22 protein-coding genes are annotated in these 25,141 nt (G+C 41.1%); 3 read left to right on the top strand and 19 right to left on the bottom strand.

Features of this window, described 5'->3' with window-relative positions:
* Nucleotides 1–579 precede the first annotated feature (579 nt).
* Entirely contained in the window at nucleotides 580–1,416 is an 837-nt protein-coding gene (locus tag C5745_RS18825; RefSeq protein ID WP_243403398.1) for an AraC family transcriptional regulator, read from the bottom strand.
* Nucleotides 1,417–1,891: 475 nt separating this feature from the next.
* Here C5745_RS18825 and C5745_RS18820 point away from each other — a divergent pair, with 475 nt between their 5' ends.
* Nucleotides 1,892–2,977, top strand: coding sequence for a Gfo/Idh/MocA family protein (locus C5745_RS18820; RefSeq protein WP_105718563.1), 1,086 nt, complete (start codon nucleotides 1,892–1,894; stop codon nucleotides 2,975–2,977).
* Nucleotides 2,978–3,031: 54 nt separating this feature from the next.
* Here C5745_RS18820 and C5745_RS18815 read toward each other — a convergent pair whose 3' ends face one another.
* From C5745_RS18815 to C5745_RS18810, 3 genes are all read right to left on the bottom strand, one after another.
* Nucleotides 3,032–3,475, bottom strand: a complete 444-nt coding sequence (locus C5745_RS18815; protein WP_105718562.1) for a KTSC domain-containing protein — start codon at nucleotides 3,473–3,475, stop codon at nucleotides 3,032–3,034.
* 132 nt (nucleotides 3,476–3,607) lie between these two features.
* Complete coding sequence (locus tag C5745_RS20125) at nucleotides 3,608–3,826, bottom strand: Rossmann-fold NAD(P)-binding domain-containing protein (protein ID WP_133166392.1); 219 nt, start codon at nucleotides 3,824–3,826, stop codon at nucleotides 3,608–3,610.
* 98 nt (nucleotides 3,827–3,924) lie between these two features.
* On the bottom strand, nucleotides 3,925–4,428 hold the full coding sequence (locus C5745_RS18810) for a dihydrofolate reductase family protein (protein ID WP_105718561.1): 504 nt from the start codon (nucleotides 4,426–4,428) through the stop codon (nucleotides 3,925–3,927).
* A 93-nt stretch (nucleotides 4,429–4,521) separates the two neighbouring features.
* Between C5745_RS18810 and C5745_RS18805 the strand changes: the two genes are divergently transcribed.
* Nucleotides 4,522–4,890 carry a winged helix-turn-helix transcriptional regulator gene (locus C5745_RS18805; RefSeq protein WP_105718560.1) on the top strand — a complete coding sequence of 123 codons (369 nt, stop codon included), beginning with the start codon at nucleotides 4,522–4,524 and terminating at the stop codon, nucleotides 4,888–4,890.
* Between the two features lie 38 nt (nucleotides 4,891–4,928).
* Here the strand turns inward: C5745_RS18805 and C5745_RS18800 are convergent, their stop codons facing one another.
* The 12 genes from C5745_RS18800 to C5745_RS20755 all read right to left on the bottom strand — a co-directional run bounded on the left by C5745_RS18800 (nucleotide 4,929) and on the right by C5745_RS20755 (nucleotide 20,762).
* On the bottom strand, nucleotides 4,929–5,366 hold the full coding sequence (locus C5745_RS18800) for a DoxX family protein (RefSeq protein ID WP_207795851.1): 438 nt from the start codon (nucleotides 5,364–5,366) through the stop codon (nucleotides 4,929–4,931).
* Between the two features lie 57 nt (nucleotides 5,367–5,423).
* The gene (locus C5745_RS18795) at nucleotides 5,424–6,296 is read right to left on the bottom strand and encodes an HD domain-containing protein (RefSeq protein ID WP_105718559.1); all 873 of its coding nucleotides are present in this window, start codon (nucleotides 6,294–6,296) and stop codon (nucleotides 5,424–5,426) included.
* 108 nt (nucleotides 6,297–6,404) lie between these two features.
* Nucleotides 6,405–8,942, bottom strand: a complete 2,538-nt coding sequence (locus C5745_RS18790; protein WP_105718558.1) for a tetratricopeptide repeat protein — start codon at nucleotides 8,940–8,942, stop codon at nucleotides 6,405–6,407.
* A gap of 402 nt (nucleotides 8,943–9,344) precedes the next feature.
* On the bottom strand, nucleotides 9,345–10,001 hold the full coding sequence (locus C5745_RS18785; protein WP_105718557.1) for a hypothetical protein: 657 nt from the start codon (nucleotides 9,999–10,001) through the stop codon (nucleotides 9,345–9,347).
* A 213-nt stretch (nucleotides 10,002–10,214) separates the two neighbouring features.
* The gene (locus C5745_RS18780; RefSeq protein WP_105718556.1) at nucleotides 10,215–12,086 is read right to left on the bottom strand and encodes a RagB/SusD family nutrient uptake outer membrane protein; all 1,872 of its coding nucleotides are present in this window, start codon (nucleotides 12,084–12,086) and stop codon (nucleotides 10,215–10,217) included.
* Between the two features lie 10 nt (nucleotides 12,087–12,096).
* Nucleotides 12,097–15,552 (bottom strand): SusC/RagA family TonB-linked outer membrane protein, encoded by a 3,456-nt coding sequence (locus tag C5745_RS18775; RefSeq protein ID WP_105718555.1) that lies wholly within the window; start codon nucleotides 15,550–15,552, stop codon nucleotides 12,097–12,099.
* A gap of 136 nt (nucleotides 15,553–15,688) precedes the next feature.
* Nucleotides 15,689–16,762 (bottom strand): FecR family protein, encoded by a 1,074-nt coding sequence (locus C5745_RS18770; RefSeq protein WP_105718554.1) that lies wholly within the window; start codon nucleotides 16,760–16,762, stop codon nucleotides 15,689–15,691.
* 61 nt (nucleotides 16,763–16,823) lie between these two features.
* Complete coding sequence (locus C5745_RS18765) at nucleotides 16,824–17,375, bottom strand: RNA polymerase sigma-70 factor (RefSeq protein ID WP_105718553.1); 552 nt, start codon at nucleotides 17,373–17,375, stop codon at nucleotides 16,824–16,826.
* A 201-nt stretch (nucleotides 17,376–17,576) separates the two neighbouring features.
* The gene (locus C5745_RS18760; RefSeq protein ID WP_105718552.1) at nucleotides 17,577–18,158 is read right to left on the bottom strand and encodes a thermonuclease family protein; all 582 of its coding nucleotides are present in this window, start codon (nucleotides 18,156–18,158) and stop codon (nucleotides 17,577–17,579) included.
* A 24-nt stretch (nucleotides 18,159–18,182) separates the two neighbouring features.
* On the bottom strand, nucleotides 18,183–18,848 hold the full coding sequence (locus C5745_RS18755; RefSeq protein WP_105718551.1) for a response regulator: 666 nt from the start codon (nucleotides 18,846–18,848) through the stop codon (nucleotides 18,183–18,185).
* Nucleotides 18,849–18,860: 12 nt separating this feature from the next.
* Nucleotides 18,861–20,546 (bottom strand): tetratricopeptide repeat-containing sensor histidine kinase, encoded by a 1,686-nt coding sequence (locus C5745_RS18750; protein ID WP_243403396.1) that lies wholly within the window; start codon nucleotides 20,544–20,546, stop codon nucleotides 18,861–18,863.
* A gap of 87 nt (nucleotides 20,547–20,633) precedes the next feature.
* Entirely contained in the window at nucleotides 20,634–20,762 is a 129-nt protein-coding gene (locus C5745_RS20755; RefSeq protein ID WP_262508131.1) for a hypothetical protein, read from the bottom strand.
* Between the two features lie 453 nt (nucleotides 20,763–21,215).
* Here C5745_RS20755 and C5745_RS18745 point away from each other — a divergent pair, with 453 nt between their 5' ends.
* Nucleotides 21,216–22,157 (top strand): hypothetical protein, encoded by a 942-nt coding sequence (locus tag C5745_RS18745; RefSeq protein ID WP_105718550.1) that lies wholly within the window; start codon nucleotides 21,216–21,218, stop codon nucleotides 22,155–22,157.
* Between the two features lie 151 nt (nucleotides 22,158–22,308).
* Here the strand turns inward: C5745_RS18745 and C5745_RS18740 are convergent, their stop codons facing one another.
* Genes C5745_RS18740 through C5745_RS18730 form a run of 3 tightly spaced genes read right to left on the bottom strand, consistent with a single transcriptional unit; the run spans nucleotide 22,309 to nucleotide 25,111 of the window.
* Nucleotides 22,309–23,016, bottom strand: a complete 708-nt coding sequence (locus tag C5745_RS18740; protein WP_105718549.1) for a LytR/AlgR family response regulator transcription factor — start codon at nucleotides 23,014–23,016, stop codon at nucleotides 22,309–22,311.
* Nucleotides 23,013–24,077: a sensor histidine kinase gene (locus C5745_RS18735; RefSeq protein ID WP_105718548.1), complete on the bottom strand. Its 1,065-nt coding sequence runs from the start codon at nucleotides 24,075–24,077 to the stop codon at nucleotides 23,013–23,015. Before C5745_RS18735 ends, C5745_RS18740 begins: the two co-directional genes overlap by 4 nt.
* Nucleotides 24,074–25,111 (bottom strand): histidine kinase, encoded by a 1,038-nt coding sequence (locus C5745_RS18730; RefSeq protein WP_105718547.1) that lies wholly within the window; start codon nucleotides 25,109–25,111, stop codon nucleotides 24,074–24,076. Before C5745_RS18730 ends, C5745_RS18735 begins: the two co-directional genes overlap by 4 nt.
* Nucleotides 25,112–25,141 lie beyond the last annotated feature (30 nt).

Below are 25,141 nucleotides of genomic sequence, written 5' to 3'. Positions count from 1 at the left end.
TTCAAATGGCTAAAGCATACTTTGCTCAACATATCCTCCATCAACCATAAGAATCTAAAAGATCTTTATCCGCAGAACTATAAACAAATTAGCGACAAATCAAATATGTAGTTCATAGGGCGCATACGAAACTTCTAATTATTATTTTTAATTGAATGCTTTTAATTTGTTCCTTATAACGCGAAATGTGGTATACGGACAAATTCAGCCACTCATAGATACTCAAAAATCCAAAAGGCGGCATATTGGTAATTCCGCACTTATCTTCAAACTTCAATGTCGTGATGCAATCATTTATACTCTCGGAAAATGATAGTTCGTGATCCATAAAACAGATGATCAAATCTTTGTTTAAAATATTGTTACTATGTACAAAGTAAGTATAGAATAAACGTTTGACATTGTAAAAAACGGACATAAAAATTAAATCAATGTTTTTTCTGAATAGAAAGCCCCTTTTCGGGACTTTCTCAAAACTAATCACGGTTAGAATTTATCTAAGAATATTACGTCATTGCTTTAAGAGTCTGACAATCTTGAGCACAATTTTAAGAAGAGTATAAATGGCATTAAAGGAACCTATTCAGGCAATTCTTCAGCGTAATTTTTTAATGCTTTCCCTGGGGTAATACCATAAAGATCCTTGAAATCTTTGATAAAGTGTGATTGGTCATAATAACCTGCATCAAAAAACAACTTGTTTTGCTTCAAGCTTTGTATTGTAGGTTTCGCGTTCAAAAATTTTTGAAAACGTACAACTTTACTGAATGTTTTGGCTGTATCGCCAATGTAAAACTCAAAAAGCCTGCGAAGCTGTCTCGGACTAATGCCTGTATTCAAATCTTTCTGTACATTAACTGAACCGCAGTTTTTCAAGATAATCTCAATTCCTGCGTATAGCCTGTTATCGGTATTAAACTGTGCCTTTGCATATAGTGAAAGGAGATGGTTATCCAGTAAATTTTTAATTTCGTCCGCTGATTGTGTTTCGCTAAAACGGTTGGAGATAAAGTCAGACAAATGCGGGACAACGCAACTCAAATGCTCGATTTGATGACTAAGTTCCAGAGCATTTACATTGAAAAATTGCGGGAACATCGTGGGCAGAAAACGAATTCCTATATAACTGAATGAGTTAGTCAAAGGAAATTCTGAAAATTTTTTGAAAAAGCCCATCACATAATTTTCTTCCGGATTATTGAGGTCAAAAATTATATCAATACAGCTGTCGGTTACCACACGATATTTGAATGGTTCAGCAAGGGGTTGGGTGGTTTTAAGCTGCCAATAACAATAAATAAAAGGCTGCAATCTTATATCAGGCAGAAATTCAACGTAAGTGACATTTTCAGCCGATGATTTCACGGTCGGCTGGATAGGGTTGTACAAATTTCTTATTTGCGTTGCAATTTTCACGTTCGCTACCTAATATTTTGGTAAATCTATATAAATAAAAATAGTTTTTACTTTATTCAAAGCAAAAATCGAAAGAATGGTTTCGTCTTCTTCAATTTAGCAACGATAAATCAGTGTTTCAAGAATATGAGTATATTTACCGTTCGCAGGCGATAACCTTCCAACGAGAGCAACTACCGGAAAAGGTTGTCGGATTATATAGCCACATACTTGACGTGGGTTTTAGCCTTAGAACTCAGGAGGACTAACATTGATACTACATAACCGTCCAATACTTATATTAGAAAAAATTATTAACAACAATGCATACAAAAGTGTGGCGGGGCAAATAAAGAATTTTTCTTATATTGCTTGATAAACAATTATATTTCACCGCTATGTCCAAAATTATTTTCTTTATTATCTTGACTGGTTTTTCTAAGACAGTTGAAAATAGAATCCTATTAAATAGAATAAAAGCAAACCTTTTGTGACCATGAAGCCAATTTTGTTAAGCATTTTTTTGATTTTAATCGGCCATGTAGTTTTTGCTGAGGTCCCTTTACGATTGGCCGTAGCTGGCTTAAGCCACGGGCACGTTGACTGGATTTTCAATAGAAAAGACAAAAAGGATGTGGTTGTAATTGGTATTTATGAAACCAATCCGGAGTTGATTGATCATTACGCCAACCGATACCAGCTAGACAAAGCTCTTTTCTTTACCGATTTGCATGAAATGTTGGATGAAGTAAAACCGGACGCTGTTTCGGCATTCGGCGCTATTAACGAACACGTTGCTGTTGTACGTGCCTGCGCACCGCGGCGGATCCATGTGATGGTAGAAAAACCGTTGGCAACGACCGTGGCGGATGCTAAAGAGATAAATGAGCTCGCTGAACGATATAAGATACATGTTCTGACAAATTTTGAAACGTCGTGGTATGAAAGCAATCAGCAGATTAAGGATATATTAGAAGAAGGTCAATTGGGAGAAATACGAAAAGTGCTAGTGAATGACGGGCATCAGGGACCAAAAGAAATTGGGGTAAGCAAAGAATTCTTGGAGATACTGACCGATCCGGCAAAGAATGGAGCGGGCGCATTGGTGGATTTCGGATGCTATGGAGCCAACCTGATGACCTGGTTGATGAACGGCGAGAGACCTCTTTCAGTGACGGCCGTAATACATCAAAATAAACCGGACATCTACAAAGATGTGGACGATGAAGCGACGATCGTTCTACAATATCCGAAAGCGCAATGTCTGATTCAGGCCTCCTGGAATTGGCCATTTTCGAGAAAGGATATGGAAGTATATGGCACCAAAGGTTATGCTATAGCTCTTGATGCAACAACTTTACAACAGCGCTTGCAGGGAAACAATAAAGAAGAAAGAAAGAAACTTCCTGCAAGATCGGCTCCGTTTGATGACCCATTTTCTGTATTAGCCGCTGTGGTGAGTGGTTCTTTAGTATTGAACAAACTTGATCTTTATGGATTAACCATTAATTGCACCGTTGTCGAAATCCTCGATGCGGCAATGCAATCGGCAAAACAAAAAAGAACTGTATTCTTAAAATAACACAAATCCTTAGCGTGGGAAACCTAGATAATAGTAAAATCGGGAATCCCGATTTTACTGATCTGTCTTTAGTATATTTCTGTAAGGATATTTGGGATATATATGCCGTTTTGCAAACCGGCTAGACGAGTCTGCGTTGGCAAATTTAATATACTCATTTTTAGGAACTTTAAAATACTCGTATTTGCTGCCGTCAAAAAAGCTAATTGTCAATGTATGCGCATTCCACTCAAAATCGGCAATGCCTGAATTTTCGATTGTATTTTTATAAATCGGAAGTTGTGCCTTTAGTGTTTCGGGATTAATGCTGACAAGAAAATGATATGCTTCGATCATTTCTTTACTTTTTTCCTCAGCAGCCAATAAGCCTACTTCGTCATTGACATATTTATCGGGATGGCATTCTTTCATGATCTGTCTGTAACGAGATTTCAGCGTACTAAGATCAGCTTCACTGCCGACGTTTAAAAGCGCTCTGTAATCAGCTGTTTTTTTCATGGGGCAAATGTAGTAATTATCCTGTCAAAATATCATTCCATCTTCTCGCTCGTTTTCAATATTAAGTTAATCAGCTACATTCGGGGTCTATACCCGCAATTTCCACAAATGACCGAGAGAAATGGTATACAGTTAAAGGAAACTTTGGGTGATTTGCAACATCTTTTGCCTTTTCGGCAATGAATTGCGCCGTTTGCTGTAGTTCACACAAACAATGCTTTGCTCTGAAGTAATATCAACTTTGTAGTCTCCACTGCTACGTCCTGCTGTTATTATTTCGTGATTGGCTTTAAGGCTGGGTGAAAGCTTTTTGCCGATTGTTCCACTTGCTCCGATAATTAGTATTCTCATAAAATTTATATTCTTAAATGTCGTCGTTGAGGTAGCCGCTAGCAATATAATTAATAACTTTCAGTTTTGACCTCACAATCGTATTTTCGTGCCGAGATCTATTTGGCCAGATGGAGCTCAATGAATTCACCATTAATTTTATGATCGACCAGCTTAAACTTTGTATCCAAGTCTATTTTATTGGCTAATACTCCTCCGTCCCCGGTTATTAGCAAACTGATGTTAAAATAGATATCGGTTACTAAGTCTTTTTCAAAAAAAGAGTTATAGGTTTTCGTGCCACCGCCGATTGCAATTTCTCCGAACCCTTTTTCAGACAGGTACTTAATAGCTTCTTCAGGACTGTTTACAACCTTGTGCGTATCTGTTGTAGGAGGTTCCGTAGATACCAATACAATTTCTATACCCGAAAAAGCTCCTTGACTATCACTGGGGATCTGTTGAAATATTTCATAAGTTTTCTTTCCTACTACAAGATTTCCGATCTCTCTGGCATGTTTTAAATAAAATGTCATCGCTTCTTGTGAATTCTGGTGACTGGGGTTATTCGATAATAATACTTTCCCATTAACTGAAATGTTGGCAATTACTATTACTTTCATTTTTTTATACGTTTTTTGAAAAGCAAAACTATTTTATATATACTATATATTTACTATTGATTACCTTTAGGAAAGTAACTTTACGTTTATACTATGAGAGATTGCAGAGAAACAGAAAATATAAAGGAACGAACCTTAGCGCTAAGAGATACGATTGATTTATTAGGTGGTAAGTGGAAGATTTGTATCCTTAGAAACCTATCATTTGGTACGATGAGGTTTAAGGATTTACAGGAAACGGTCGTCGGGATTACTCCCAAAGTTCTTTCGAAAGAATTACAAGATTTAGAAGAAAATTTATTGGTGACACGAACGGTGAACAATACAAAACCTGTTACGGTTTCCTACGCTATCACTGAACATGCGAAGCATACCGAACCTGTTATCGAAGCTTTGCTTGATTTCGGATTGATACATCGCGAAAAGATTAAACAGAAGTACACTGTACATGGCCATGAATAACATGTTCGATAGCTCAAGGTACATGTATTTCTGCGCAGCTAGGACCTGTTGAACCTTTTCTGCACGTACGCCTTAATTGCACCCGTTGACCAGAGTGCCAACAGAATTAAAACCGGTTGGAAGAACAACCGCATAAGTCTTTTTTGATCTGTATCGAGACCAAAGGCATCAATCTGATTGGTGTACTGCGAAATGTTACCAGGAAAAACGAGCACGTAGAATATTGCTAATATGACGCTTACTGTGATTTTATATCTTCTGAAGAATATCATGGCCAATCCAAGAGCAATTTCAGCAACTCCGGAGGATATCACCACAAAATCCATGAAAGTCGGGTTGTCTGGCAACCATCTAGGTACCTGAGCTAAAAATTCTTCCCGAAGAAAGGTTAAATGACTTATACCTGCAAATAACATGAACCCGCCCAAAAAGATCCTGCATATATTTTGAAGAGTAGATGTTTTTATCGAGGCCATAATACTGCTTTCAGATTAGAACTTCTTCATCGACCAAAAGGTGCTGTGTGCTGGTTTCTAATTCACTTCTGATAATTTCAATATTAGATCGTTTACGATAACTTCAGGATCCACCATACGTTTTTTAGTACTCAACCTCCTATTTTTCAATCCATTAACTCTTATTTCATCGATCCGCCGCATTAAATCGGATTTCTGATTTATTTTATCCATAAGATAAAAGTCGTCCTCGAAAAAGTCCTTTTCTTCAATGATCCCTTTTCCCAAACAATCTTTAATTATCTCCTTCATTACTATATTTATCTCTACATTTTCCTCACTTTCAAAATATTCGGCTGTCAGGAAGATGTATTTTGATTGAAACCACTTTGCGTAATCTTTTGATTTCAGGACAATTCTGTTATCAAAAGTGGCTAAACCATTTACAAACCAACAAATTTCTTTAAGTGACGTTTCTCCAATTTGAAACATATCCCGAAGTGTATAGTCTATCCGATCAGCTGATAAATAAGGTAGCGGGGATTCTAAAAGATTAAATTTTTCTGTGTCCATTAACACCGTTCTATCAATATGATATTTCTCCAATACAGCGTTTAATTCACTATCTTCTAAAACCTCGCGATACCTTTGTTCATGATAATCCTCCTCTTCGACTTCAAATACATAATCAATTAAATGAGAAAATGCGGTATGCGAAATATCATGAATTAATCCAGCAATTTGTTCTTCGATGCTTCCTCCGAGTTTTTTTATGATTAGCATCACCCCAATCGAATGCTCAAATCTTGTATGATTTACTTTCGGGTTAATTAAAAAAATAGCACCTCCTTGGTGAATTTTCTTCAATCGCTGAAAGACATTTGTATTTATGATTTCTTCAATTACTCCTGAAAGTTCAAACTCTCCATATATTTTATCTATATATTTCATTTAGCGCTGTTGTTCGTTTTGCTTGGGGTATACCCAGACTGCTACAAGATTTGCTCGATATCTGTCATGGTGTGCTTCAAAAACGAATGCCTTTCTTCTGTAGTAGGGTTACTTAACTTTCAATTTCTGTAAACGTATTTTTGCTGAAGGAATGACATCATCATCTCCTTCGTAATTTTCGATCACACTTTGCAACGTACTCCTTGCTTGGAGCTTATCGCCTTTGCCCGCATATACATCCGCAAGTAGAATGAAGCTCTTGGCCACCCAGTAATCGTGGGCCGCCATATTGTTGATCACATCAAAGGCTGTTTCCTCGGCTTTATCGTATTCCTTGTTTTCGTACTGCAGTTGCCCCGCGCGGTACCGTGCCTCTGCGCTGGCCGCCGTTTCGCTCTTCAGCGCGGCCAAATTCAGTTCCTTCATTGCAGCCTCCATGTTCCCGTCCTGCAGCAAGACTCGCCCACTGTATAGGTGTGCCTTGGCAATTTCCTCCTTAGATGACCCATTGTGGTTCTTTACTAACTTCGCATACTTGACCGTCTGTTCCAAGTCACCGAGTTCGAAATAACAAATCATCAGGTTGGTTACCGCGTAGCTATAGTTCTCTTTATAATCTGAGTTGAGCTCCAGTTTTTTGAGATGCACAATGGCCTCGTTGTATTCCTTTAGGCCTAGATATAGTGCAGCCACCGTCAGCAGGGTATTCTCCGTATACTTACTCGTCCAGTCGTTCAAAATGATGTTCAGGTCGTGCAGCGCTTTCCTGGGATGCCCGGTATGATACAAACTCACCCCACGGATGTAACGGGCATGTTTTTCTTGTCTGGGTTTCGGAAATTTATCAAAATACGCATTGATCGCTTCCACAGCTGGTCCGTATTCCCCCCTTGCAAACAGGGAATGGGCTACTTGGAAAGCCAAGTTATCCTGCTCCGCGGTGCTCAGATTACTGACATTGGTGCTGGTCGCGTAACGAATATAGCTCGAAGCATCCCCCTGATCCAGGTAAATGTTCTCAATGGAACGCAGGGCTTGTCCCGCTTCATCGGTTGCCGCATGTTGCTCCACTACCTTCTGGAAGGTGGCTTTCGCTGCTTCGGTGTCACCTTTATTGTACTGGACAAGACCGATGGTCATTAACGCACGGGGTACATAGCTGCTGCGAGGGTACTGTTCGATCATCCGCTGCAGCCCTTCGATAGCGGCATCGTAATCTCCAGTAGTGAAATACGTGTACGGGATCTCAAAGGCCACGTCGTCCGCATAGTTCGAACCCGGAAATTTTTCCACAACGGACCGCAGGATGCTGAGTTTGGTTTCATGGTCGCCCTGTAATCCAAAGATAACACCTCGTTGGAACAACGCATAGTCTTGATTGGGAGCTTTGCTGTTGATCAGCTGGTCATAGTATCGGTTGGCTCGGTTGTAATTGCGCATGGACAGATACGAATCGCCCAAACGTGCGATTACGTCATGACGTACACTTTCCTCCATCGAACTTCCGTCCATAGCCAAGAAGCGTTCAAAATAGTCTGCCGCCATGCCAAAGCTGTTATTGCGAAACGCCGCATAAGCTAGTCCATAATTTGCATAATTATATACTTCGGTGTTTCGTGCGGCGGGCAATCGAAGGAACCGGGAGAAGTTCTCCACTGCTTCCCTGTATTTGCGCACTTCATACATCGCCTCCGCTTTCCAATACGTGGCTAGCGCCGCCATTTCTGCATCGATCGGGAATTTTTCCGACCTCATGAACATGGATATACTATTCTCAAAGGCGCGCTCGTTATAAAACTCCAATGCGCGATAATACGTTGCTTTTTGATAGGTCGCATTGCCTTCCTGCCCCCTGTTGTTCATCGATTCCAGCATACTTACTCCTGCATGGAAGTTACTCGTACCTAACAAAACCTCTGCCGATAGTGTTTCCGCACTTTCTTGTTTTTGGGCACTAGGATCACTATCCGCGTATTCGCGAGCGAGATATTCGCGGAGGACGTCCTGGGCGACCTGGGCGGAGTCTAACTCAAACAAGATTTTGGCATAGTTAAACAGCGCATCCACTTTCAATACGGGATCGAGATCCAGCCTCGTCGCTTTGAGAAACGCATCTCGTGCACGTTGCTTATCGCCGGTTTCTAGGGCAATATGGCCTAGGGTAATTAGTGAGCCTTGATAAAAGGCGTCGGAAGTTTCCAGTGTTTCCAAAATGGAGGTCGCTCTCGGGTATTCGCCGGCTCGGTAGGCCAAATAGCTGATCCGGTAATTATCGATATTGTTGCGTGAAGCGTTCGGATTTCGTTTCACCAATTCATCGTTATAAGCTTGTTTATATCGGTTCCTTGCAAGATATGTGGCGGTAGCGATTTTGCGTAATTCTATCTCAATAGCTTCCCGGTTGATACGCATATCCGGGCTCCGGCGAGCCTTTACGGCATCGGCCAGCATCGGCCGGTAGTCACGTACGACATCAATGGAATCCATAACGGTAGCTTGCCTTTCGTGCCATTGCTCACTAGGCCGTCGTTTCTCTTTCTGCTGTTTCTCCTCTTGCTGCGCATACCCTGTAACTAGCAAAGCTGAAAGGACCCCGGTAAGCAGGGACTTCAGATAGTTATAGCCGATGTTTTCTTTCAATATCATTGTTCGTCCGTGTTTCTGAGTTTATCCAAACGTTCCTTTGCCGAGGAGATAATATTGTAATCTTTCCCTAACTAGCTATAGCCAAAACTAAAGAATTCCAACCACATTTATGTAAATCGTAAAGAAAAAAATTGGATGTTAAAAGGTAATTACACACCATATCTGCCGCGTTTCCGCCATTTTAAACCCGTTAAAGGGCTGGGCGTAGAACGCCAATGCAGGCTATACTAGTTCCTAATTAAATGATTTTCGGAACTGGGCTGTATTTTCCATAGTCTTCTGCTGCAAATTGGTCTGTAGAAAGACTATTGACTTACAGCCACAGGTAACATAGATCGGCCCAAAAAGATCCTGCTTAGATTTTGAAGAGTAGATGTCCTAACCTAGACCGTAATAGCTTTATCAGTTTAACGTTTCCTCATCAACCGAGAAGCTTTCGTTAAAATAACGAAGTACGCCGTGCCATTTTCCGTCCACATTATATTTTTCACCGGTGGTTTTATTACGAATGACCAGCTTAAATGAACAGGTTATATCGTGCCGGTCGATAGATTTTCTGAAGTTTAGTTTGGATTGTGCAGGCACTTTCAGGTCGAAGGTAAATGTACTGTTACGCTTGTACGACTCCTGTTGCTCGCTGTCGCTCATTGAAAACCGTTCTGGATAATAGGAAAATGTCCCGTCTTCGTAAAATATCCCAGGCACATTAACCGTAAATTCGGTGAGATCTAAGTCTGAGGGCAACTCATCCGCTTCCAGATTTACCTCAAAAAAGGAAGTTTTGACAAGATCATCAAACGTTTCGACGTGCTGCACTTCCATGGGGATACTCCCGGGATTAATAAACTCCTCTGTACTTCCTTTGATTTTAACAGTATCAATTTTGTCGTCGTCTGCCATGAAATACGTTAAACTCTCCATTTCATATTCATGAGGAAGAATGGTTTCGTCTTCGTCGACTTCCGGATCTAAAGGTTCCTTCGAACAGCTAGCAAGAAATAAAAAGCCTATAGCAACGAGAGAAAATAATTGTCTGCAACCTGCAAATGTTTGGATCATATCGAACAGTGTGAATCTATAAACCAAACTTACGTAAAAAGTTTAGGAAAGCAAAAGTTACACAAATGTACTTTAGCAAATCGTCCTTGGGTGTGTCCCGAGCACAGAGCCGAAGCTTCTGTATGTATGCTCTTGCCGATGTAGACCAGATATAAAAGAGGGTGGCTAAAATTATTTTGCCACCCTCTTTTATATCATTTCCTATCCTTTATTTTAATATCCCGGATTTTGTTCTAACTCCGTATTCCGGTTTATTTCATCACGATGAAACGAGGTGAAGTACATTTTATCATTCCAAGTTCTATTTTCGATCCCTGGATCAATCGTATTTACGGTATAACTATAGTTGTAATTTTCTTTATCGTATTTGTATACTGACACTTGCCTGCCTGGCTTCAATTTCCCTTCTATCCTAATAATTGTTGCTTTCCTCCCTAAGGTTTCAGGCGCAATCATCCACCGCCTAGCGTCAAAGTAGCGATGCTCTTCGTAAGCAAGTTCTACTCTTCTTTCGTTACGATAACGTTGCTTTAAAGCTTCTCCTGAATCCTCGACGGCTGGCATCCCCACGCGGTATCGAATTTTGTTAAGCCATAATCTTGCTTCAGCTTCTTCACCTAATTCAATACACGCTTCGACATAGTTGAGTACGGCTTCTGTATACCGCAACAAAGGCCAGGGAATGCTTTGTCGCGTATTCTGATCCTCTATGCCAGGATCGGAATCGATAAACTTACGATAATAGTATCCGGTATAGGAGCCATTCCAATCTTCTATAGGACTGTTCCTTGTGTCTAGTCCGGGCTGAACTCTCTTGGTCCCCGAACCATCACCAATCTCGTATTGGCCTGTCTGTATTTGATTATAAGGATCACGGCCTTTGACATCATCGGTACGCGGTTTCCAATCCGCTCCGTCGTATAGGATGGATGCGTAAAGACGAGGGTCTCTATTCTCGTAGGGCGCTGTCTTGTTTATGGGGTTTCCCCAGTTAAATCTACTTCCGTCGATCATCTCATAATCGTCCACCAACAATTGCGTCGGCGTATTCCCTGCCCAGTTGTGGTAACCATTGGGTCCGTTATCCCGACCTACCCAGCCTCCGGCTTCGTCTTTTAAATCGACAAAAAAGCGACCTAAAATGAGGTCCTTCTTACCTTCGGCATCAGCCACGTTGCTGCCTCCCCCCATTGCTATCGCGATATAATTGTCCTTTCCATTTTCCGGGGTTTCGGGTTCTAGCAAATCCAATTTATATTGATATTCTGTATGCTCAACGACCGCTTTACTTGCCTCTTTGGCTCGCTGCCAACGTTCCGTTCTATCGCCGCTTGTATAGCCAATATATTCGGGTGTTTTATAGCCATTGATTAGCGATGATTTAGATTTTGCTGTTGCATTATCGTACAGATCACTCGCAGCATACGTTAGTACGCGGGCCTTCAATGCTAAAGCCGCTACTTCGTTGGCTCTGCCGTCTACCCTCGCTACACCATCCAGCAAAAGTGCTGCTGAGTCGCAATCGCCTACGATGAACTCCACACATTCTTCAAAGGTACTTCTCTCCATAGTATAGCGTTCCGACCCCAACTGATATACAAAATCTACAATAGGTACAGCCCCATATTGACGTAGAAGTTGTTGGTAAAAATAAGCTCTTAAGAAATATGCTTCCCCTAGCAATTGGTTTGCTAAATCAAGGTTATCAAACTGCGGCTCCAGCAGGTTGGCAATTGCGATATTCGTTGCCCGAATCCTCGTATACATCAAATCGAACCGATAGGTCTCTAAGATATATCCCTGATTAGCATCGTTAGTCCGCGCTTCCGTCACGGTATTGATGTCTCTACCCGGGTGGGTAAACAACGCTTCGTCTGTTAGGGAAGCCATTTGCTGTTCGAAAAAGCCACCTACGCCGAACCCGTTATAAATTTCAAACATAAAGGCCTCGGCCAAAGCCCCATCGGCCCAGACGAGGTCTTCGGGAACTTCTCCCAATGGTTGCGTACTCACGAAGTCATCGTTACATGACAGGAATACCATGCCTGTCAACACCATATATATACTATTTTTAATCTTCTTCATATTATCGATCTTAAAATGAAACCATAACTCCGGCGTTAATCAATCTCGCTTGTGGATAATACTGTCCAAGCTCATTCGTTGCTTCTGGATCCAAGACCTTAATCTTGCTCCAGGTCAATAGGTTGAAACCGCTCACATACACGCGCAGATTACTTATTCTCGCCCGCTCTAACAACTTTGCCGGAAGGTTATAACCGAATTCTACGTTTTTCAACCGAAGGTAATTCGTACTTCGTAACCAGTACGTATTGTTATACGAATAGTATTGATCACTTCGGTCAGTAATTCTGGGGTGTTCGTCGCTCGGATTGTCGACTGTCCACCTATTTTCATAAAAATCTAGCAAATAATTACCAATAGCCCCCGATTCATCAGTCCCTACACGTAACTCGCCACCAGTAGCTCCTTGAAAGAGTACACTCAGGTCAAAATCGCCATAGGTCAAACCTAAGTTTATACCTCCTTGAAATCTAGGATCTGTATTTCTGTCTCGACGCACCCGATCATTCGGCGTTATCTTACCGTCGTTGTCATAGTCGACATACTTCATGTCTCCCGGACGCAAATTCCCGGTTATATCACTGTAATCAATCGTATTTGCATCGATATCTGCCTGGTCTCTAAACACGCCATCATACAAGTAATACAGCCCAGCATTGATAGCTGCCCCTGTGCTTCTTTGCCAGTCGGGGGCTCCTGGTGCCTCATCCCAAAATACAATTTTATTCCTTGAATACCCCCCGTTCACGGATACGCGATAGCCCAATTTACCGATCTGATCCTGCCAACCGACGTTAAATTCCCATCCAGCGTTGTCTACTTTTCCTAAGTTTTCAGCTGGTAATGTCATGCCGGTACTCTGGGGAATCGAAGCGTTTCTCCGCCATAATATACTGTTACGGCTGTTTTTGAAAACATCGAATTCTGCATTCATCTTCCCATCAAAAAATTGCATATCCAACCCTAGGTTGTAGTTATTAGCCACTTCCCAAGTGATGAAATTGTTTGGAACACGACTTTCATAGAGAGATTTCACCAGGTCTCCACCAATGATATAGGTACCAAAGGCATAGGTGGAGAAGTACTGATATTCTTGTAAGGCGTCGTCGTAATAAATATTATCGTTACCCATTTGCCCATAAGACGCACGCAGCTTCATATAGTTGATAAATGGAATATTGTCCTTCCAAAAGTCCTCTTCCGACAACAGATACCCCACCATGGCTCCCGGGAAGAAGCCATAACGTCTATTTTCAGGAAACATATAGGAGCCATCATAACGCCACAAAAACTCCGCGATATATTTGCTTTTATAATTATAACCGATACGACCAAAATAGTTTAAACGGGCTCTTTCCCATGCTCCTCCGTCATTATCCTTTTCGAGTTCTCCCCCAGCAAACAGGTAGTCGATGTTTTGCGAAATAAAATAACGTCTAAATGCACTGAAGTTATCATTTCGAATTGTTTCCCTATTCATGCCGGCTAATAAATTAATGGTATGATCGCCAATCGATTTATCGTAGCTCAAAACAGCACCAAGCAGGATATTTGTTTGGTCTTCATCACTTTGCGTTAGATTAGGGTCTGCAGGCCCCCGTCTACCACGCTCCAATTTAGGTGTCACGCCGTCCTCTTCATACGCGCCCTGCCAGGTGTACAGATACCAAGGAATGGACCATGTTTTCTGTTTTTTACCGTATTTGTCGATAGAAGCGGTCAGGGATAATTGTAAGCCTGCGATCCATGGATTCGTAATATCCACCTGTCCATTGGTCTGTACGTAGTACCGCTTATCACGATCATAACCGGTCTGATCTGTCGTAATGACCACAGGGTTTTCGCCGTGTTCGATATCCGGCCCTGGTAAACCATTTGGCCAATAAGCGGGCATCGTTGGATTACCACGCATCAGCATGCGAAAGATCGTGCTAGCACCTTTCGTAGGAAAATTTCTATTTTCCTGGCGCCCTAACACACCAAATTGTGTTTTGATATAGGGGTTGATATCGGCATCCAGGTTAATCCTAAAATCGTATTGTTTATATCCTGTTGCTGATTTTTTATAGTATCCATCCTGGTTCTGAAAACCAAGAGACATCAGATAACGCATGTTTTCTGATCCACCGTCAATCTGCAGATTGTGTCTGGTTTGAGGTGCCCAGTTTTTTAACGTAGCGCCATACCAATCTGTATTGGGATACCCCCACGGGTCACTGCCATTTCTAAACAATTCCCGTTCATCGGGCGAAAACGGAGCTTCGACACGGTTACCGTTTGCTCGTTCGTAGAAGCCGTTTGTATTAAATCCATGCGACGCATTGCTCCACTCATCTACAGGCAATTTAAATATTTCTAGCTCGTTTCTCAACTCAGCATATTGAACAGCATCGGTCAATTTGGGGATTACGGTAGGTTGTGAATACCCTTGGTTAAAGCTATATGACAGTTTCGGTTTACCAGAACTTCCCCGCTTGGTGGTCACCAATATTACGCCATTAGCTGCGCGAGCACCGTAAATAGCGGCAGAAGCGTCTTTCAAAACAGATATGTTATCAATATCGGCAGGATTTAATCGTTCAAATCCTCCCTGTCTGGCTGGTATACCGTCGATTACAATTAGTGGACCACTATCGCCTAGAGTGTTGGTTCCTCTGATTTTTATAGTTGAGCCATCGTACCCCGGCTCTGCACTACCATTTGTCGCGACAACCCCGGGCACTCTTCCAGCAATAGCGTTAGAAACGTTTAGCGCTGGCGACTTTATCAGCTCTCCTCCTTTAATTGCTACCACAGAACCGGTAATTGTCTCTCGCTTCTGCGTACCGTAGCCCACGACAACGACCTCGTCCAGCTGTGCCTGATCTTCTTGCAACACAATATTCATGGAGCTTTGTTGATAGGCGATTTCCTGTGTGAGATATCCGATATAGGTAAATTGAAGAATAGCATTTTCATTCTCCACCTCCAAAGAAAATTTCCCTTCCGCGTCCGACAACGTAGCTCGGTCAGTACCAACTTGCGCGACCGAAACATTGGGTAGTGGCTCGTTGTTTCTATCTCTAATTATCCCAAATGCTGTTAGTTTTTGACTTTTATGTTTCGCTCTAAGTACAATACGTTGTTTTCCTACATATTCAGCGATAAGGCCTTCACGATCCAATATAGGCAACAATAAGTCTTTCCAATGGACATCCCTAGCATCGATGTCTTTTACGTTGATACCTTGAATCAGGTTATCATTATAGATAAAAGAAACCTCTGTTTGCTCCTCGATAGAGAGCAACAAACTTTTCAGTTTAACATGACTATAACGTAGGGAAACGGTTTCTTGGGCAGCAGACTCGTGCGCCAGCAAGCCGGAAGAAAAACAGACGATAAATAATACAACTAACTTTAACAATAACAACCACTTAAGGTAATAAGAAATACGCACATGTATTTTAGCATGCGAAGTTATTTTCATACTTTTGTCTTTTAAAATTTAATCAATTGAGCATCTAACTTCCTACGGCCGGATGCTCACGGTTACAAGTTTTAGGGGTATATCTTTACGAAGGGGTATACCCTATTTTATTTGGCTGTGTTTAGGTCATATGCTTCTACTTTATATAAATAATACCATTATTAACGTTATAGCTAAATTTCACTCCTGTTTTCTGTAATAAGTCAAGCACCTGCTCGCAGGATCTTTCTTGGAACACGCCTGTAAACAATTGTTTGTTTAGGTTTTCATTTTGTACAACAATCGTTTTATTGTACCAACGTTCCATTTTTTTGACCGCTTCTGTTAAAGGATCGCCATTGAACACCAGTTTATTTTCGACCCACATTATCTCCAGCGCATTGTTCTTATCGACCGCATTTTTTTTATAATCTACAATCCCCGCGATATCATTCTTTTTTAGTTCTGCGGTCGCCGCTCCCACAATCGTCTTGTCAAGCTGACGGTTACGATTCAAAACCTCTAATTTATCGCCTGGGCTCAACATATAATTATTTTGTTTATCTCCGTTATCCACGTGTAGCTTCACTTTTCCCTCGATGAGCGAAGTCGCAATTTTTTCTTCTTCCGGATACGCCCTAACATTAAATACTGTTCCCAACACTTTAATCTCGGTATCCAACGCATTTAAATATAGCGGCAGGGCCTTATTTTTCGCAACAGAAAAATAGCCTTCGCCCTCCAGCATCAATATACGGTGCTCCTTCCCATACCCTTTTTTTACTCTTAAAAGACTTTCACTATTCAACCAGATTTCGGTACCATCGCTCATCCGAAAGAATTTCCGTTCGCCCTTTTCAGTCGTCATTTCTAGCCACTCTTGTTGTGGTTCTAAAGGAAAGTGCGGTTTACCAATGCTCACCCAGAAGGCGATAGCCAAACAAACAACACAGGCAGCGGCAACGAGATAGCGGTTTTTCCAAAATATCGACTGCGCTTTTTCGGGATACGATGTTTGACGTATATCATTCGGTTTTGTTTTTTCATAGATAATTTCGGCCTCCAAACGCTCTTCGTTTTCCTGATCGCGTTTATCAAGGTATTGTAGCAAAAGCTTCTTTTTTTCGTCGGCCTCTGCCAGTACAAAAAGCGTGTCTCTTTCTGCTGGAGATAGCGTGCCCTCCAACAACCTTTTTAACAGTTCCAAATAATATTGTTCGTCTGTGGACATGGATAGCTTTTAGTCTACATTTATATAGACACGACAAATCCACAAAATCCCCAATGCAATTTTATTTATTTTTCTTAAGTGCACACCAGAGCTTCTGGATGGCTATTTGGATGTGCCGATCCACGGTATTGATGGAGATACCCATCATCTGGGCAGCGTCTTTATAGGAATAGTTTTCGTCTTTTATGAGTCGGAAGACCTGTTGGGTTTTAGCCGGAAGTTTCGCTATGGCGTGCTCAATCTCCGTCACATTTTCATTTGAAATAAAAATATTTTCCGGATTTAAGTGATCCAAAAATTGATAATCAGCCAACTCTTCGTGCCCCACGTACTCCGCCTGTCGAATACGGAGGTAGTTTAAACACTTGTTCTTAATTGCCCGCAGTAGATAGAGTTCTATAGAGGTCACGTGCTGTAAATCGGATCCAAGATGCCACATCTTCCACATCACTTCAGACGCGATATCCTCCGCGATAAATTTATCCTTTACGTAAAACCTGGCATAGCTCTCTAACACCTTAAAATTGGCTACAAAAAATGATTTGAAGACCTCTTGCCTTCGTTCTATAGCTATTTCTCTTTTGTTATCGTCACTTAACGGTTTAAAATACATGGCTGCGTAATGCTACTGTAATCCGCAAAATAACAAATATATTACAATCTGCATATACAAAAAGTGGAAATAATGGAAAAACGTGTTTACTGGGGCAAGGGAAGCAATGAGGATTTACCGATGCTGCTAGTGTCTCTCTATTCAAATAAAAGAGACTGCCGATCTCAGCAGTCTCCAGGTTAGAATTAATAATTGGGAATATTATTCAGGCATTTTTCCCCACAGCCCTTGTTCCGTCTCGCGCGCTTGTTTTTGCAGATTGATAAATTGCTCCACATATTTTACATTGGGCGGATAGGTATCGACTACAGCATATCCTTGTTCGACCAAAGAGGCATTGAGAAAGGTTCCGTCCTCCAGATAAATGTAGGCCAGCCTACGTTTGTACCTGTCCATAGCTTGTACATCGAACTCCAGGCGTACCCATTGATGCTCTGTCTGAGACCGAACGTATTCTTTGGATTCGGATGCATAGTACCCCTTTTTCTTCCAGCGAGAGTTCCTCGTTTCGGGAGCATCAATACCGATGAATCGTACCTTGAAAGATTCCTTACCGTTATCTACCCAAAAGGTATCGCCGTCGATAACTTTGGTGACGTAGGCAAACCCTTCTTTCCAGCGTTTTTCCTTTTCTTTGTGAGACGGTTCATCTTCGCGGGGTGTACTCGTGACTTCCTCGGTTTCTCCTTTAACGCTATAAACGTAGTCTGACTGACTCTGACAGGCTGTAGAGACATAGCATAATAGCACCGATAAAACGGTAAAAATATAACGGTTCTTCATCGTGCAAAGATAGACTACGGTGTGCTAAATTATGCCAACATCCTTACAGTAGGCAACGAGTTGTTCATTCTTTGAAAAGCCTAAGATGGTCCGCATAAGACCTAGTCTTTTTTCGACACTACTGAGCCCCGAAGGCTTCATATTTTTCTCCTCCAAATAGGAAGGAATGTTCTTCTGGGGCACACCTTCCGCCAATAGGGAAATAATATAAACATCAAAAGCCGTGAACTCATGGCTATGTTTTTCTTTTAATGATTCTTTAACCTCGGGAGAATAGTAGATTCTATTATTATAAACAGCTTGTAAAGCTTCTTTTAGATGCTGTGCGTCGCGACGTGCCTTACGGACATAGCCGTCAATAGTCTTCTGTTTAAACAGCTCATCGATAACACTGGAACGCGTTTCTGCTGAAAGTACGATTATTTTTAAATCTGGCTGAACCTGTTTTACTGCGCGAACGAGTTCTGTGCCGTGGATAATCTGCTGCGGGGTGTTATCATCTTCAAAAATCAGATCGGTAATCAACAGATCGTAGGGTTCGTCCTCGTTCAGGGCTTTTTTTATCCAGTTTAACGCGTGGTCACAGTAATAGACATATTTTGCGTCTTCAATACCTAAGTCATGCAGTGTTTTCTGAACCGAAATATTGGCTATCTCGTGGTCTTCAGCAATCAATATTTTTTTAAACATACATCTCTTCTTTTAGGAAATGGGAATAGCGATTTCCACTGTCAATCCTTTTCCCAGTTCGCTAGCAAAAGTAATTTGACTTTCTATATTTTTAATACGGGAAACCGTATTCTTTAAACCATTTCCTTGAAAATCTGCATTCCTCATCCCAACACCGTTGTCTTTGTAGTATATTTTTAATTGTGAGTCGATTTTTTCAAAACGGATTACCACCTGTTCTGTATTACTGTGTTTTCGCATATTGACCATGAGCTCCTGCAATACATGTCTGATTTCGGTTTTTACATTTTCGTTGACATTGTCCCAAAGTTGACTTTCATTCCCTACGATGAGTACTTTGTGTTGCTCGTTGGCGAATGATGTCAACAGTTCGGTTATCTGTTGCGCATAGGTCTGCTCGGCTGGTAACGATTCTTCGGCTTCGTAGGATATATCACGGGATTTATGGTATACGCCTTCCAGCTTATCCAAGATTCCTTCCCGATCGATATCTTCTTTGTTTTCTATTTCGCTCATGACGCGATAAATCCCGTTGGCTACTACATCATGAACTTTGCGCGACGTTTTAAGTTGGCTGGCTTTGATTTTATGCTGTGCTTCGAGTTCTAGGCGTTGTTTACGCTTTTTGTACCAGAACCACCCCCCTACGACGGAGAGTAGGAGTAAAAATACAAGGCTTCCGGTAAAAAATCGCTGCCTTATTAGTCTATTGATTTTTTCTGCATTTTCCTTCTGTAACCTCAGGTTATCCGCTTTGTTTTTTTCTACTTCGTATCGAATAAGTGCAAACTGATTCTTCGCTGCTGCTCGAGCCTGACGCAAACTGTCTGCCAGCGACTGGTATGTGTGAAAATATCCTTTTGCCTTTTCTTCCTGACTCAACTCGATGAGCTTACTTAGGGCATAAACTTGGTCGTCGGGACTTTGTATCTTCTTGGCTGTGTCGTACATTTTTTTTGCATACCATAGAGCGGAATCAGGATGTGTATTGGCGTAGTAGTCTGTTAGATGGACGTAACTGGCATTCAATCCCCATTGGTCGTTTTCTTCTTCCCGGATAGCCAGCGACGTCAGGAATTCATCCGCGGCTGGGTATACCGGGTCAGCAAGCCATTTTGTTCTGGCTAAATTTGATAAGACGCGTGCATACTGTCTCCTATTATCGTTAACCTGATCATAAATATCAGCATAAATCTTTATGGCTCTGTCGTAATCTTTAAGATTTTGATAACAAATCGCCATATTGTTCTGATAGATTAGGCCATTCAAGGAGTCTGGGGAAAATTGGAGCGCTGATTTATAAAACGTTAACGCCTGTTCGAAATCAGTGAGTTTTCCCGTAGCAGCCCCAAGATTGTTATAGTTCGTGCTTAGGTATATATAATGTTTAGGATTGCTCTTGTCTAAATAATCTACGGCCTGCAGGGCAGTTTCCTGTGCGCCAAAATAGTCGCCTTGGTCTTTTTGTGTAATAGCCATATTGACGAGGCATTTCGCGACGCTAAGGCTGTCTCCGCTGTCCAAGAATATTTGTCGTGCTTCGTCAAAAAAGAAAAACGAGCTATCGGGCTTGCCTGATTCAATGTATTCGTAAGCTATATCAAAATATATATTTGACGCTGATTCTACTTGCTCGCTTTCTTGTATTGTACAGGAACTGGTAGTCAATAGAAGCAGGTATAGGTAAGTGTTCTTCAAACCAGGTTAATTTTTATTCGAAGATATCTACAATTTCGCTTTTATAAAAATAGTAAACGAAAAAAGGTAGCCCGAGGCTACCTTACATTATTGTTTTACTTTTCGGTGCTCACCATTATGGATGTTTAGGAGGGCGCGGTGTATCCGTTTCTCCACCGTGATCGCCAGATTGAACGGTTTGTTGTCCACCTTTATCACCATTGTGTGCTGAATCATTTCCTTGTCCAAATAATAGAGCTAAAATTAAATACCACATTTTTCAAAAATTTAAAAGTCAAAAACTTAGTAGGTCCGCGTGCCCTCTGCACGGGATTGCTACGATTGTTTTCAGAAGGCCTTCTGAGTTTTTGGGAAGTGGGAGCTTCTATCGCGGAGACAATAACTGCTTCCCAAACCAGCTAATGTCTACCGCGACTTCTTCTCTTTTTGGAATCTCTTTCGTATCTTTCCTGGAAAGAACTGGTTGATGTTTCAACTGATTCCGAAAGCAAATTTATGACGGATAGACTACTACAAACCAATGTTTTACGATATTTCCGATATTTCCGGAATCATTCTGATTATTCCGGTACATTGCTGGAATTTCCGATGTATTCACGTTGGTTCTAGGCTTACTCGGTTTACGGGTTTCCGTAAATTCCGGTAATCTGATTGACTTATTTTTGAATAATGTTTGAAAAATTCCAAACGGCGGTGAGAAACGCCTACCTAGATTTAAAGAATGAAGGCCGACTGGATTTCGGTAGAGAATGTCCTTCTCCAGGAGAACTTAGATCCTGGTGTTTGGAGCGTTATCTGCGTGGCCTATCGCCAGAGGACGAAAGTGTATTTATATATTTTTTTAATAGGGAAAGGTCGACAAAGGATCTCGCGACGATTATAGAAAGTTTTGATTTGGACAAGCTACGTCCGCTACGGAATTTTATAAGTGGTGATACGCAGAGAAGACCTGACGAAAATATTGTGAAGCTGCTTGCAGTTTTAATAGACTTTAAACCTCGCCCTTATAAGGCTTCTCATTGGGACGAACGTGTATACACAGGTGGTTTGATTAACGATGAAGAAAACCCCTCAACGTCAGGTTCGAATTCTGGAGACTCGTTTGTAGAGCCCCCTGGCACAGACAGGGCCGAAAAGGGAGCCCATACTCAAAAAGCTGTCGAACCGGAAAAGGTCGAAAATACGGAATATAAAGAGGACGCCCTAAAGCCGATAGAAATAAAAAGAAGAACGAAGAATAACAAATTGTTGTACACGGGGATCGGTTTGGCTGTCGTGACGGTGTTGTTTGTTGTTTATAATATATTTACGTCTGCGAATTGTATGTGCTGGAATGGGGAGCGTTATGTAGAGGTGGATTGTCAAGATAAAGGACAGCCTTATCAGGTTATTGGGCTCGATAAAAATAAGTTGGTCCATTTTCAGAAAATCACACGTCCAGACACGTTGAATCATGAGAACGCAAGACAAGTTTGGTACTCTAAAATTAATAATGAAGTGGAGTTTTTTACGTACCCAGGCCATCACCCCGTAGAATATGGGAGATCGTTAAAAGCGGCCACAGAATACATTATTGATAGATATGCGGGAGAACGTACAACGGGCGAGTGATGGCAGAGCTTATATTTTTCAGTGGACATCTGTAACCAAGATCCACTTGCGAATTCAGGTTTCAATTGTTCCGCTCCCCGCTGACGGCACGATCTCCTACATGGCCGAAAGCCTCAAGTTAATTTAGAATTGAATCGCAACAAGAGGCGTATTATTTACTTTTCATCATCTCCTCGAAAAAACTATCCTTATACGAGTTTCCTATAGCAATTTCATGCTCTTTGATAAAGACATCATTGTTGTCAAAAGAATGAATATGATTTTTGTTGACGATATACGATCTGTTCACTCGGAGAAAAATATTTTTCGGAAGGATATTATGTATCGTTTTCACATTCATCCGTGTAATGATACGCTGCTCGTCCATTTGGATGATTACGTAGTCTTTCAATCCTTCGACAAATAGAATGTCCTGCAAATTTATTCTGAAAAAACGCCTATCTGACTTAATGATAATATACTCCTCTTCTATTTCCTCCACATTTTCTTTATCTTCCTTTACTAATAACGAATGGTAAGTAATTGCTTTTTCCACCGCTTTTCTAAATTTAGCGGAGTCGATCGGTTTAACCAAATAATCTATGGCATCTACCTCATAACTATCAAGCGCATACTCTGAATACGCCGTAGTAAAAATAATTAGCGTATGTTTGGGGATGCTGCGGGCAAACTCTAAACCACTTATACCCGACATCCGGATGTCCAGAAATACCAAATCTACTGGTGTGGATTGTATAAACGCTAACGCAGCTTCTGCACTATTAAAACTGTTAAGCAATTCCAGATGAGAGATCTGATCCACTAGTGTTTTTATTCCCTTGCGCGCTATCGGCTCGTCATCTACTATAATACATTTCATAATAAGTTCAATTCTAAATTTACGCTGTACGTTACTTCTGTCTCTACTATATCCAACTCGTAATCGTTCGCAAACAACAAATCCAAACGACGTCTGATATTCACCAATCCCAATCCACCGGCTTCGAATTCTACAGGCTTAAGCGGTTTAGAGTTATCGCATTTAAAAAACAAACAGCTGTTTTCCATAGTGAATGTAACATGCACGTAAGAGGACTTCGTGTCTGCACTGTGTTTCACAGCATTTTCCACAAAGGGTATAAATAACAATGGCGGCACCTCTATATCACTTATGGTTCTTTCTATAGTGAGGATATATTCAAACTCATCGCGACGCATTTTTTCTAAGCTTAAGAAGTCGTTGAGAAAAGTAACGTCCGCCTTCAACGACGTACGGTTTTGCATACCGATATTAAATTGATAATGTAGCATGTTATCAAGTGTGGCCAATACACCAGACGCAGTTGTCGGTTCGTAATCCACTAATATGCTCGCATTATTAATCATATTGAACAGGAAATGTGGGTTAATCTGGCTTTTCAGAAAACTCAATTGCGACTGCGAAGTTGCCTGCCGAAGATCATCAATTCTGCGGTTGTTAAATATCCATTGTTTAAACAGCAAAAGCGCCGATATCCCACCGAGAAACAGCAATACGGACAGCATAGAAGAGGTTATACTGAAGAAAATAGCTACACCGGAAGGTTGTTGACGGGTAACGGCAATATCATAAAAAAGCTCCTGCAATATCACCATGACAACCAATGCAAAAATGGTAAACAATATAACAGAAATAGCGTAAGCAACTAGTTTGTTTTTTGCTAAAAAGCGTGGAAAGAGTACAAAAGAATTAAAATATACCAACATATTCATAAACAGGTGGTAGCTAACCCAGCCATAAAAGCGGTTTACCGACAAATTTAGTTTGTCAGGCGCATCAAAAAAAACGCCGATTGATATCATCAAAATAACAGCCTGCAATGCTAGGTGTCTGTATACGCGATATTTACCATCAACCAAGAATGACGATATAACATTGGTGCTTATGGTTCTATTCTTCATTCCGAGAAATCTATTGTGAGCTCTATATGACCCTTGGACCGCACCAAATTATGTTTTTCGGGATATTTTAATTCCAAGTTCCTTTTTATCAGAGGAAAACTATCATTGCTGTATTTCTTTGTGCCGTCTGACTTGCATCTAAAAAAAAGTATATTGTTTTCAACATAGATATGTAAATCTAGAAATTTGCTATCCTCCATCGCATATTGAGTAAGCGTAATACAAAGCATTGGTGAAATGAAAACGCGATTTATATCTCCTTCTGTACGGAGATGAAATCGAATATCGGGCCTGCTCAATCGCTCTAATTCTAAGTATTTTGCAAGAAAATTCAGTTCCGATTGAAGCAGTATCTTTTCTCTGTCACAATCATATAATTGGTATCGCAATAGCTGCCCCATTTGCATCAACATATCGGTGGACTTTTTTGAATCTATTCCTATAGCCGCAGAAGCATCTTTAAGAACTCTCGATAAAAAAGCGGGGGCTATCTGTCCTTTTAGTTTATCTAGCTCCGATCTGATATGTTCTTCTTCCAAGCGATTGATATACGAAATCCCCCCTGTCCAATGACGAAACAGCAGCACCACCGAGATCCCGCAAAAACAGATAATCGCTACCATAGATGTTGCTAAATTATCAACCAGAATAAGTGGACTTGTATAAGATGATATCCTATGCGGCAATCCTAGATGCTGACGAACCCAATATTCTATAAATATAGACAATGTGGGCAGCGACAATACAGTCATGGACAGGATGATTATATAAGCTATATATTTATTTTTTAACAGCAACTTTGGCGTCAAGTAAAAGTAATTGAAGTACATCCCCATCAAGTACAACACATATGAGGAAAAGCAGATAAGGTAAATCCGGTTTCCCAAAATATACTGACTGTCTTGATAGGCAACGAATACTTGATTAAAAGTGATGATAGCGCCGACAAGGATAAGTAGCAAGTGCCGTTGTATTCGACACCGGGGATCAAAAAGAAACAACGGCAAAAAGCTATCTTCTTTACGCTCACTCATTCGCTAATCAGGTTGAAATGACACATAAAT

It is taken from the genome of Sphingobacterium haloxyli (assembly GCF_002980525.1).
GTDB lineage: Bacteria > Bacteroidota > Bacteroidia > Sphingobacteriales > Sphingobacteriaceae > Sphingobacterium > Sphingobacterium haloxyli.
The sequence above is the reverse complement of the archived record's forward strand: the minus strand, read 5'-3'. Positions and strand labels throughout refer to the sequence as shown.

What these genes read in the sequence shown, in the direction of transcription:
- C5745_RS18820 (WP_105718563.1), top strand. Translation starts at nt 1,892, where the DNA reads ATGAAGCCAATTTTGTTAAGCATTTTTTTGATTTTAATCGGCCATGTA.
- C5745_RS18815 (WP_105718562.1), bottom strand. Translation starts at nt 3,475, where the DNA reads ATGAAAAAAACAGCTGATTACAGAGCGCTTTTAAACGTCGGCAGTGAA.
- C5745_RS20125 (WP_133166392.1), bottom strand. Translation starts at nt 3,826, where the DNA reads ATGAGAATACTAATTATCGGAGCAAGTGGAACAATCGGCAAAAAGCTT.
- C5745_RS18810 (WP_105718561.1), bottom strand. Translation starts at nt 4,428, where the DNA reads ATGAAAGTAATAGTAATTGCCAACATTTCAGTTAATGGGAAAGTATTA.
- C5745_RS18805 (WP_105718560.1), top strand. Translation starts at nt 4,522, where the DNA reads ATGAGAGATTGCAGAGAAACAGAAAATATAAAGGAACGAACCTTAGCG.
- C5745_RS18800 (WP_207795851.1), bottom strand. Translation starts at nt 5,366, where the DNA reads ATGGCCTCGATAAAAACATCTACTCTTCAAAATATATGCAGGATCTTT.
- C5745_RS18795 (WP_105718559.1), bottom strand. Translation starts at nt 6,296, where the DNA reads ATGAAATATATAGATAAAATATATGGAGAGTTTGAACTTTCAGGAGTA.
- C5745_RS18790 (WP_105718558.1), bottom strand. Translation starts at nt 8,942, where the DNA reads ATGATATTGAAAGAAAACATCGGCTATAACTATCTGAAGTCCCTGCTT.
- C5745_RS18785 (WP_105718557.1), bottom strand. Translation starts at nt 10,001, where the DNA reads ATGATCCAAACATTTGCAGGTTGCAGACAATTATTTTCTCTCGTTGCT.
- C5745_RS18780 (WP_105718556.1), bottom strand. Translation starts at nt 12,086, where the DNA reads ATGAAGAAGATTAAAAATAGTATATATATGGTGTTGACAGGCATGGTA.
- C5745_RS18775 (WP_105718555.1), bottom strand. Translation starts at nt 15,552, where the DNA reads ATGAAAATAACTTCGCATGCTAAAATACATGTGCGTATTTCTTATTAC.
- C5745_RS18770 (WP_105718554.1), bottom strand. Translation starts at nt 16,762, where the DNA reads ATGTCCACAGACGAACAATATTATTTGGAACTGTTAAAAAGGTTGTTG.
- C5745_RS18765 (WP_105718553.1), bottom strand. Translation starts at nt 17,375, where the DNA reads ATGTATTTTAAACCGTTAAGTGACGATAACAAAAGAGAAATAGCTATA.
- C5745_RS18760 (WP_105718552.1), bottom strand. Translation starts at nt 18,158, where the DNA reads ATGAAGAACCGTTATATTTTTACCGTTTTATCGGTGCTATTATGCTAT.
- C5745_RS18755 (WP_105718551.1), bottom strand. Translation starts at nt 18,848, where the DNA reads ATGTTTAAAAAAATATTGATTGCTGAAGACCACGAGATAGCCAATATT.
- C5745_RS20755 (WP_262508131.1), bottom strand. Translation starts at nt 20,762, where the DNA reads ATGATTCAGCACACAATGGTGATAAAGGTGGACAACAAACCGTTCAAT.
- C5745_RS18745 (WP_105718550.1), top strand. Translation starts at nt 21,216, where the DNA reads ATGTTTGAAAAATTCCAAACGGCGGTGAGAAACGCCTACCTAGATTTA.
- C5745_RS18740 (WP_105718549.1), bottom strand. Translation starts at nt 23,016, where the DNA reads ATGAAATGTATTATAGTAGATGACGAGCCGATAGCGCGCAAGGGAATA.
- C5745_RS18735 (WP_105718548.1), bottom strand. Translation starts at nt 24,077, where the DNA reads ATGAAGAATAGAACCATAAGCACCAATGTTATATCGTCATTCTTGGTT.
- C5745_RS18730 (WP_105718547.1), bottom strand. Translation starts at nt 25,111, where the DNA reads ATGAGTGAGCGTAAAGAAGATAGCTTTTTGCCGTTGTTTCTTTTTGAT.